This window comes from Microbacterium sp. (assembly GCF_035277845.1).
Lineage (GTDB): Bacteria > Actinomycetota > Actinomycetes > Actinomycetales > Microbacteriaceae > Microbacterium.
This window is the reverse complement of record NZ_DATEJS010000369.1, coordinates 1-9,322: the sequence shown is the minus strand read 5'-3', so window position 1 is coordinate 9,322 and position 9,322 is coordinate 1. Positions and strand designations below refer to the sequence as shown.

Sequence of the window (9,322 nt, the reverse complement as noted above, 5' to 3'; positions counted from 1 at the left end):
GAGAAGGGCAACATCATCGTCAAGTGGATCACCTCCACCGACCACAAGACGATCGGCTACATGTACCTCATCGCCTCGGTGATGTTCTTCATGCTGGGCGGCGTGATGGCCCTCATCATCCGCGCCGAGCTGTTCGAGCCGGGCATGCAGATCATCCCGACCAAAGAGCAGTACAACCAGCTGTTCACCATGCACGGCACGATCATGCTGCTCATGTTCGCGACCCCGCTGTTCGCGGGATTCGCGAACGCGGTGCTGCCGCTGCAGATCGGCGCGCCCGACGTGGCGTTCCCGCGTCTGAACGCGTTCGCGTTCTGGCTGTTCCTGTTCGGCTCGACGATCGCCGTCGCCGGCTTCCTCACCCCGCAGGGTGCGGCCGCATTCGGGTGGTTCGCGTATCAGCCACTGGCGGATGCGAGCTTCTCGCCCGGCGCGGGTGGGAACCTCTGGATGCTCGGCCTCGCCATGAGCGGTTTCGGCACGATCATGGGCGCGGTGAACTTCATCACGACGATCGTCACGATGCGCGCGCCCGGCATGACCATGTGGCGCATGCCGATCTTCTCGTGGAACACGCTGATCACGAGCATCCTCGTGCTGATGGCCTTCCCGGTGCTGGCCGCCGCGCTGCTCGCCGCTGCCGCCGACCGCGTGCTCGGCGCGCACATCTACGATCCGGCCAACGGCGGCGTGCTGCTCTGGGAGCACCTGTTCTGGTTCTTCGGCCACCCCGAGGTGTACATCATCGCGCTGCCGTTCTTCGGCATCGTCTCCGAGGTCTTCCCGGTCTTCAGCCGCAAGCCGATCTTCGGGTACAAGACCCTCGTCTACGCGACCATCTCGATCGCCGCCCTGTCGGTGGCGGTCTGGGCTCACCACATGTACGTGACGGGCGCGGTGCTGCTGCCGTTCTTCGCGCTGATGACGATGCTCATCGCCGTGCCGACCGGTGTGAAGATCTTCAACTGGATCGGAACGCTGTGGCGAGGCTCGGTGACGTTCGAGACGCCCATGGTGTTCGCCCTCGGCTTCCTCGTGTCGTTCGTGTTCGGCGGCCTCACCGGCGTCATCCTGGCGTCGCCGCCGCTCGACTTCGCGCTGTCCGACTCGTACTTCGTCGTGGCGCACTTCCACTACGTGGTGTTCGGCACGGTCGTGTTCGCCATGTTCTCCGGCTTCTACTTCTGGTGGCCGAAGTGGACCGGGCGCATGCTCAACGAGCGTCTCGGCATGGTGCACTTCTGGATGCTGTTCATCGGCTTCCACATGACCTTCCTCATCCAGCACTGGCTGGGCGTGGACGGCATGCCGCGCCGCTACGCGGACTACGCCCCGTCCGACGGCTGGACCTGGATGAACCAGGTGTCCACGATCGGCGCCATGCTGCTCGGCGCGTCGATGATCCCGTTCCTGCTGAACGTCTGGATCACGGCCCGGCGCGCACCCCGTGTCACGGTCAACGACCCGTGGGGCTACGGCGCATCGCTCGAGTGGGCGACCACCTGCCCGCCGCCGCGTCACAACTTCACCTCGATCCCGCGCATCCGCAGCGAGCGTCCGGCATTCGACCTGAACCACCCGGAGGCTGCCGAGTGGGCAGTCACCGCCCATGGAGAGGCCAAGTAAGTGCGCAGCAACGTCAATCTCTGGTGGATCCTGAGCGGCTTCTTCCTGGTCGTCACGATCATGTACACCGTCTGGAACATCGGGGCGCACCCGGATGCTCCGTGGTACGACGGCATCGAGTGGGTCGGTTCGGTGGCGCTGCTGTTCGCCACCCTGATGTCCGCGCTCATCGCGTTCTACATCGGCCGCGTGCACAACGCGCAGGGCGGCGAGCTGCCCGAGGACGTCCTCACCAGTGACATCGACGACGGCGACCCCGAGCTCGGCGAGTTCTCGCCGTGGTCCTGGTGGCCCATCGTGCTGGCCCTGGCTGCTTCGTTCGGCATGATCGGCCTCGCCGTGGGCACCTGGATGTTCCCGATCGGCCTCGCGATCTTCGTCGTCGCGATCGTCGGCTGGGTCTACGAGTACTACCGCGGATACTTCGCGCGCTGACCTCAGCGAGCGGAAGGGGCCGACACGCTATGCGTGTCGGCCCCTTTTCGTGCGTCAGTCGGGCGCACACGGCGTCTGGCGGGCATGGACACTCGGATCGCAGCATCCGCTCCCCGGCTCAGCGGATGCTGCGCATGAATGCGCCTGACAGCCACGCCTCGACGTGCCGGGCCGTCTGCAGACGCGCGATCGGCAGCCGCGGGTGCTCGCGCTCGAGCTCGGAGAGGAGCGGGGCGTACTTGTCACGTGTGCGCACGGCCCACCGCACGATGTGCTGGCGGTCGGTGAAGAACGTGTGCAGCGGTGGCTCCACGTTGCCGTTCCAGAGCACCTCGCGGCCCAGCCTGCGTCGTACCGTACGTGCGACGACGCGGGGGAGGACGACGGTGACGAACGGCAGATCGAGCCACACGACGAGGTCCGCGTGCTCCGCCAGGACCGGCCGGGCGGCCGAGTACTGCCACTCCGTCGTCCAGGCGTCCTGCTGCGCGAGCGCGCGCACGTCGTTGGAGAACTCAGGGCGCGGCGTCCAGTTCGGACCGTGATGGAGCGCGTCGATTTCCGTGTGCGGCGCGCGTGCGATGATCGCGATGCGTGCGGCGAGCGTCGTCTTGCCCGAACCGGAGACGCCGGCGACGAGGATTCGCCGGGGGCGGTGGGGGAGAGGGTCCGCGAAGCCGAGCACACGCAGCATCCTATGTTCCGGGAACGGCTGAGGCCCGCTCCCTCACGGGGAACGGGCCTCAGCCGAATGCGGGTCGGAGTTACTGACCGGCTTCCTTCTCGCGGTTCTTGCGAGGGTGCTCCGGGTCCTCCGTGTTCAGAACGGTGGTGGGGCGCACGGGCACCTCGCCGCTCTTGTTGTCGTCGATCGGGGTCAGCGGGGCCTCCGGGTGTCCGGCACGCTCGTGGGCGCCCTGGATCTCGTCGCCCTCGATGCTCGCCATCTGCTCCAGCTCGTGGTGCTGGTGGGCGTGCGCGGCCTCGAGCTCGCTGTGCGTGATCGGCACCAGGCGGTCCTCGAAGAACCAGCGCGACAGCGAGCCGCGGAAGTTGCGCCAGAAGCCGATCCGGCCCTTCGCGTTGGGGCGCACCACCAGGGGCTCGTAGGTCTCGTAGTCGGCCAGCTTGATGCGCTCGAACTCGTCGACGGGCTGGTGCACCTCGATGAACTCGCCACCCGGGAGGCGGACGATGCGGCCCGACTCGTAGCCGTGCAGCAGGATCTCGCGGTCCTTCTTCTGCAGTGCGATGCAGATGCGCTTCGCGACGAAGTAGATGATGACCGGGCCGATGATGAGCGCGCCCTGCAGGGTGTGGATGACACCCTCCATCGTCAGCTGGAAGTGCGTGGCGATGAGGTCGGACGAGGCCGAGGCCCACAGCACCGCGTAGAACCAGACGCCGGCGGCACCGATCGCGGTGCGGGTCGCGGAGTTGCGCGGCCGCTGGGCGATGTGGTGCTCGCGCTTGTCACCGGTGATCCACGCCTCGATGAACGGGTAGAACATCACGAGGACGATGAACACCACCAGCACGGTGAGCGGGATGATGATGTTGAACGACCAGGTGTGGTCGAGCCACACGAACTCGAGGTGCGGCGGCACGAGTCGCAGCGCGCCGTCGGCGAAGCCGATGTACCAGTCCGGCTGCGTGCCCGCAGACACGGGCGACGGGTCGTACGGGCCGTAGTTCCAGATCGGGTTGATCGTGAACAGCGAAGCGATCAGCACGATGATCCCGAAGGTGATGAAGAAGAATCCACCCATCTTCGACGCGTACACCGGCAGCATCGGGTAGCCGACCACGTTGCTGTTCTTGCGGGCGGGACCGGCGAACTGCGTGTGCTTGTTGATGATCATGAGCATCAGGTGGAGCACCAGCAGCGCGACGAGGATCGCCGGCAGCAGCAGGATGTGCAGCGTGTACAGACGGCCGACGATCTGCTGGCCGGGGAACTGGCCGCCGAACAGCAGGAACGACGTCCAGGTGCCGATCACCGGGATGCCCTTGATCATGCCGTTGATGATCGCGAGGCCGTTGCCGGAGAGCAGGTCGTCGGGCAGCGAGTAGCCGGTGAAGCCCTCGCCCATGGCCAGGACGAACAGGATGAAGCCGATCACCCAGTTGAGCTCGCGCGGCTTGCGGAACGCGCCGGTGAAGAAGACGCGCAGCATGTGCACGCCGATGCCGGCCACGAACACGAGCGCCGCCCAGTGGTGGATCTGACGCACGAGCAGGCCGCCGCGGATGTCGAACGACAGCCGCAGGGTGGAGTCGAGGGCGGCGGACATCTGCACGCCGCGCATCGGCTCGTAGGCGCCGGCGTAGTGGGTCTCCACCATCGAGGCCTGGAAGAAGAACGTCAGGAACGTGCCGGACAGCAGCACCGCGACGAAGCTCCACAGGGCGATCTCACCCAGCATGAACGACCAGTGGTCGGGGAAGATCTTGCGGCCGAGCTCCTTGATGAAGCCCGACATGCTCGTGCGCTCGTCGAGGTAGTTCGCGGCCCAGCCGATGAAGCGGCCGCCCAGCGGCGCTTCCTTCTCCGACACGGGCGCGGGCGCCTCGGTCTCGGAGGGGGCAGTTGTAGTGCTCAATGGCGCTCCCAGAAGCTCGGGCCGACGGGTTCGTGGAAGTCGCTCTGCGCCACGAGGTATCCCTCGGCGTCGACTTCGATGGGCAGCTGCGGCAGCGGTCGGGCCGCCGGGCCGAAGAGCACCTCGGCGCCGCGGGAGACGTCGAACTGCGACTGGTGGCAGGGGCACAGCAGGTGGTGCGTCTGCTGCTCGTAGAGTGCCACGGGGCATCCGACGTGCGTGCACACCTTGGAGAACGCGACGATGCCGTCGTAGCCCCAGCTCTCCTTGCCCTTCGGCGGGTGCAGCTGGTCGACCGGCATGCGGACGAGCAGCACGATCGCCTTGGCCTTCTCGTCGAGGTAGTCCGACACCTCGTCGGGCATGAGGCCCTCGGGGAGAACGTGCACGGCCGAGCCGATCTCGATGTCCGACGCCTTGATCGGCACACCCGTGGGGTCGTGCACCAGGCGGGTGCCCTTCTTCCACATGGTGTGGCTGAGCAGGTACACCGGGTCTCCGCCGTGCGGGTTCGCGGGCGAGTCCTCGGGGGCGAGCCCGCGGAACAGCGTGATGCCGGGGACGATGGATGCCACGACGGCGGCGATCATCGAGTTGCGGATCATCGCGCGGCGGCCGAAGCCGGACTCCTCGTTCGCCTCGGCGAACGCCTGGACCGCGGCCTCACGGGTCGTGTCACGGCCACGGGTGGCGTGACGCGGCTCGATGAACTCCTTGTCCGACATGACGGCCTTGGACCAGTGGATGGCCCCCACGCCGATCGCCAGCAGCGCGGCCGCGATGCCGAGGCCCACGAACAGCTCGTTGTGGCGGATGTCGGTCAGGCTGCCGCTCTCGATCGGGAACAGCATGTACGCCGCCACGGCCCAGATGCTCGCCGCCACCGACAGGTAGAACAGCGTGTAGACCGTGCGCACGGCGCGATTCATCGCAGCCGGATCCTTGTCCGTCATGCGCTCACGGTGCGGCGGCAGCGCGTCGTGCTGCACCGGGTCGGTGACCGCTACGGCGAGCCCGGGGGAGGGCTGCCAAGAAGCCCTCTCGTGCTCGAGCGGGTCGTCCTCGTGTGCCATGGTGCTCCTCGTACGTGGAAGAAAGAGTCGGAAACGATCAGTTGGACTTCGCGGTGATCCACACCGTGACGGCGATCAGGGTGCCGATGCCGAAGATCCAGATGAACAGGCCTTCGGAGACGGGTCCCAGGTCGCCGAGGCCGTAGCCGCCCGGGGACTTGTTCTGCTGCAGGTAGAGCAGGTACGAGATGATGTCCCGCTTCTCGCTCAGGTTGAGGTTGGTGTTGCTGAACACCGGCATGTTCTGCGGGCCCGTGACCATGGCCGCGTACATGTGCAGCGCGCTCGTCTGATTCAGGGCGGGGGCGTACTTGCCCTCCGTGAGCGCACCGCCGGCGCCGGCCACGTTGTGGCACATGGCGCAGTTGATGCGGAACAGCTCGGCGCCGTCGGCGACGTTGCCCTTGCCGTCGGTGGTGATCGCCGACGGGTAGGTCGGGCCGGGGGCCATCGACTGGACGTAGGCGGCCATCGCGCGCACCTGGTCCTCGGTGAACTGCGCGGGCTTGATCTGCGCCTGCGGTCCCTGCGCGGCCAGCGGCATGCGGCCGGTGGACACCTGGAACTCGACGGCCAGCTCGCCGACGCCGTACAGCGACGGTCCGTTCTCGGTGCCCTGCAGGTCGAGGCCGTGGCAGGTGGCGCAGTTCGCCTGGAACAGCTTCTTGCCGTCTTCCGCCGTGAGATTCGACGAATGCTGGGTCGACGTGTCGTTCGTCGCGGCCATGGCGGCCGACGCCCCGGCATACACCCCACCGGTCAGCAGCAGGCCGACGCCGATGAGGACGGCCGCGGCGAGGGGGCTGCGGCGTCCGGAGTTGCGGCGCTTCTTGTCTCGTGCCATTTCGGTACGGCTCCGGTTCTTATCTCAGGAAGTAGATGACGGCGAAGAGGGCGATCCAGACCACGTCGACGAAGTGCCAGTAGTACGACACGACGATGGCGGTGGTCATCTCCTTGCGCCCGAAGTTCTTGACGGCGTAGGCGCGGCCGATCACGAGCAGGAACGCGATGAGGCCGCCGGTCACGTGCAGAGCGTGGAAGCCGGTGGTCAGGTAGAACGCCGACGCGTACGCGTTCGCGTAGATGGGCATGCCCTCGGTCACGAGCTGCGAGTACTCCCACACCTGGCCGGACACGAAGATCGCGCCCATGATGAAGGTCAGGTAGAACCACGGCACCATGCCCCAGCGGTCGCGACGTCGCGTCGACTTGGGGTTCGTGTACGGCTGGAACCGCTCGGCCGCGAAGACACCCATCTGGCACGTCACCGACGAGAGCACGAGGATCACCGTGTTCACGAACGCGTAGGGAACGTTGAGGTGCTTGGTCATCTCCGCCCACAGATCGGGGGAGGTGCTGCGCAGGGTGAAGTAGATCGCGAACAGGCCCGCGAAGAACATCACCTCAGAACCGAGCCAGACGATGGTGCCGACGGCGACCGGGTCCGGCCGTTTCACGGTGCGCAGAGCCTGGTTGTATGTCGTTGGGGTCGTCACGCAGACCATTATGGCCGATTCCGACACGGGATTTTCGCACCGGAGCATCACGATTCGGGCAGTCGGGCGCTGTGCGAGCACTCAGAGCTGATGGCGAGTTCGCCTCGGATGGGCAGGGAATCGCCTGGCAACCTGGGGGGATGGTGGTCCCGGTCGCCGAGCCCGGGCCGATCAGCCGCAGAGCGACGCGGCGGGACGGATGCCGGTGCTCGATAGGATCGGGAGTCATGGCGGAGCTCTACACCTGGCCGGACATCATCTCGACTCTTGTCGCCGGACGCGATCTGAGCGTCTCCGAGTCGACGTGGGCCATGCGGAAGGTGATGGCGGGCACCGCCACGCCGTCCCAGCTCGCGGGCTTCCTCATCGCGCTGAGGGTCAAGGGCGAGACGGTCGACGAGATCGTCGGGTTCCGTGACGCGATCCTCGAGGCGGCGCTCCCTCTGCCGGTGACCGCCGAGGTGCTCGACATCGTGGGGACCGGCGGGGACAGGTTCGGCACGGTCAACGTGTCGACGATGTCGGCGATCGTCGCCGCGGCCGCGGGCGTGCCCGTCGTCAAGCACGGCAACAAGGCGGCCAGTTCGTCGTCGGGCTCCTCGGATGTGCTGAGCGCGCTGGGCCTGGATCTGTCCCTCGCGCCGGAGGCGGTGGCCGAGACCCTGGCCCGCACCGGCATCACCTTCGCGTTCGCCTCGGCCTTCCACCCGGGCTTCCGCCACGCCGGCGCGACCCGCGCCGAGCTGGGCGTGCCGACCGTGTTCAACTTCCTCGGCCCCCTCTGCAACCCGGCACGCGCGGAGGCCAACGCCGTGGGCGTCGCGCAGCTCGACCGTGTGCCGCTCATCACCGGCGTGTTCCAGACGCGCGGCGCCACGGCCCTCGTGTTCCGCGGTGACGACGGCCTGGACGAGCTGACCACGACCGGGCACAGCCGTCTGTGGGAGGTGAGCCTCGGCGACGTGCACGAGCACGACATCTACCCGCCCGACCTCGGCATCCCGCTCGCGGACCTCGAGGACCTGCTCGGCGGCGACCCGGCGCACAATGCCGAGGTCGTGCGCCGCACGGTCTCCGGGGAGACGGGCCCGGTCCGCGACATCGTGCTGCTGAACGCGGCCGCCGGCATGGTCGCGTACCGGCTGTTCCGCGAACCGGCCCAGGTGCAGCGCCCCATCCTGGAGCGTCTCATCGAAGCGAAGAACGATGCCGCCGCGGCGATCGACGACGGCGCAGCGGCGGCGAAACTCGACGACTGGGTGGCCACGACGCAGGCGCTCGCGGGCTGAGGCACGGCGATGGACCCGCGGGCGGCGCTGCTCGAGATCGCTTCGCTGCTGGAGCGGGAACGGGCATCCCGCTATCGCTCCAAGGCGTTCCGGACCGCGGCCGCGGCCATCGACGGACTCACCGACGCGCAGCTGCGCGACCCGGCCCTCGGGTCCCGCCCCGGGATCGGGGACACGAGCCTCGCCGTCATCCGGCAGGCTCTCGACGGCCGGGTGCCGGACTACCTGGCGGATCTGCGCCGGCGGTACGCACCCGAGGCCAGCGCGCTGCGGACGCTGCTGCGCGGTGATCTGCACAGCCACAGCGACTGGTCGGACGGCCTGACGCCGATCGACGACATGGCGGCCGCCGCGATCGCGCTCGGGCACGAGTACCTCGCGCTGACCGACCACTCGCCGCGGCTGCGCGTCGCGAACGGCCTCTCGCCGGAACGACTGCGCGCGCAGCTGCCGATCGTGCGCGGGTTCGGCACCGGATCGTTCACGCTGCTGACCGGCATCGAGGTCGACATCCTCGAGGACGGCGCACTCGACCAGGAACCCGAGCTCCTGGCGGACCTCGACATCGTGGTGGCCTCCGCGCACTCCAAGCTGCGGATGGAACGACTGCCGATGACGCGGCGCCTGGTGGCGGCGGCATCCGACCCGCACACCGACGTGCTCGGACATGTGACCGGGCGCCTCGTCGGCGGGGACCGCGGAACCCGCCCGCCGTCAGAGTTCGAGCCGAAGCCCGTGTTCGAGGCGTGCGCCGCGCACGGCGTGGCGGTGGAGATCAACTCCCGTCCCGAGCGGGA

General features: G+C 67.9%; 9 protein-coding genes. 4 read left to right on the top strand and 5 right to left on the bottom strand.

Annotated elements, in window-relative coordinates; genetic code table 11:
• Both ctaD and VJR25_RS16420 read left to right on the top strand, forming a co-directional pair.
• Positions 1-1,626: cytochrome c oxidase subunit I (ctaD, locus tag VJR25_RS16425; RefSeq protein ID WP_324116973.1), on the top strand; the 1,626-nt coding region annotated here is incomplete at its 5' end.
• The gene (locus VJR25_RS16420; RefSeq protein ID WP_324116971.1) at positions 1,627-2,061 is read left to right on the top strand and encodes a cytochrome c oxidase subunit 4; all 435 of its coding nucleotides are present in this window, start codon (positions 1,627-1,629) and stop codon (positions 2,059-2,061) included. It begins immediately after the preceding gene.
• Between the two features lie 118 nt (positions 2,062-2,179).
• On the opposite strand, the gene VJR25_RS16415 is transcribed toward VJR25_RS16420, so the two are convergent.
• From VJR25_RS16415 to VJR25_RS16395, 5 genes are all read right to left on the bottom strand, one after another.
• The gene (locus VJR25_RS16415) at positions 2,180-2,755 is read right to left on the bottom strand and encodes an AAA family ATPase (protein WP_324116969.1); all 576 of its coding nucleotides are present in this window, start codon (positions 2,753-2,755) and stop codon (positions 2,180-2,182) included.
• Positions 2,756-2,825: 70 nt separating this feature from the next.
• On the bottom strand, positions 2,826-4,664 hold the full coding sequence (locus VJR25_RS16410; protein WP_414683812.1) for a cytochrome b: 1,839 nt from the start codon (positions 4,662-4,664) through the stop codon (positions 2,826-2,828).
• Positions 4,661-5,737 carry a ubiquinol-cytochrome c reductase iron-sulfur subunit gene (locus tag VJR25_RS16405; RefSeq protein ID WP_324116967.1) on the bottom strand — a complete coding sequence of 359 codons (1,077 nt, stop codon included), beginning with the start codon at positions 5,735-5,737 and terminating at the stop codon, positions 4,661-4,663. Before VJR25_RS16405 ends, VJR25_RS16410 begins: the two co-directional genes overlap by 4 nt.
• A gap of 37 nt (positions 5,738-5,774) precedes the next feature.
• Positions 5,775-6,581: a c-type cytochrome gene (locus VJR25_RS16400; protein WP_324116965.1), complete on the bottom strand. Its 807-nt coding sequence runs from the start codon at positions 6,579-6,581 to the stop codon at positions 5,775-5,777.
• 19 nt (positions 6,582-6,600) lie between these two features.
• Complete coding sequence (locus tag VJR25_RS16395; protein ID WP_324116975.1) at positions 6,601-7,245, bottom strand: heme-copper oxidase subunit III; 645 nt, start codon at positions 7,243-7,245, stop codon at positions 6,601-6,603.
• Between the two features lie 218 nt (positions 7,246-7,463).
• Between VJR25_RS16395 and trpD the strand changes: the two genes are divergently transcribed.
• Complete coding sequence (trpD, locus tag VJR25_RS16390; RefSeq protein WP_324116963.1) at positions 7,464-8,525, top strand: anthranilate phosphoribosyltransferase; 1,062 nt, start codon at positions 7,464-7,466, stop codon at positions 8,523-8,525.
• A gap of 9 nt (positions 8,526-8,534) precedes the next feature.
• On the top strand, positions 8,535-9,322 hold a 788-nt coding region (locus tag VJR25_RS16385), incomplete at its 3' end, for a PHP domain-containing protein (protein WP_324116961.1).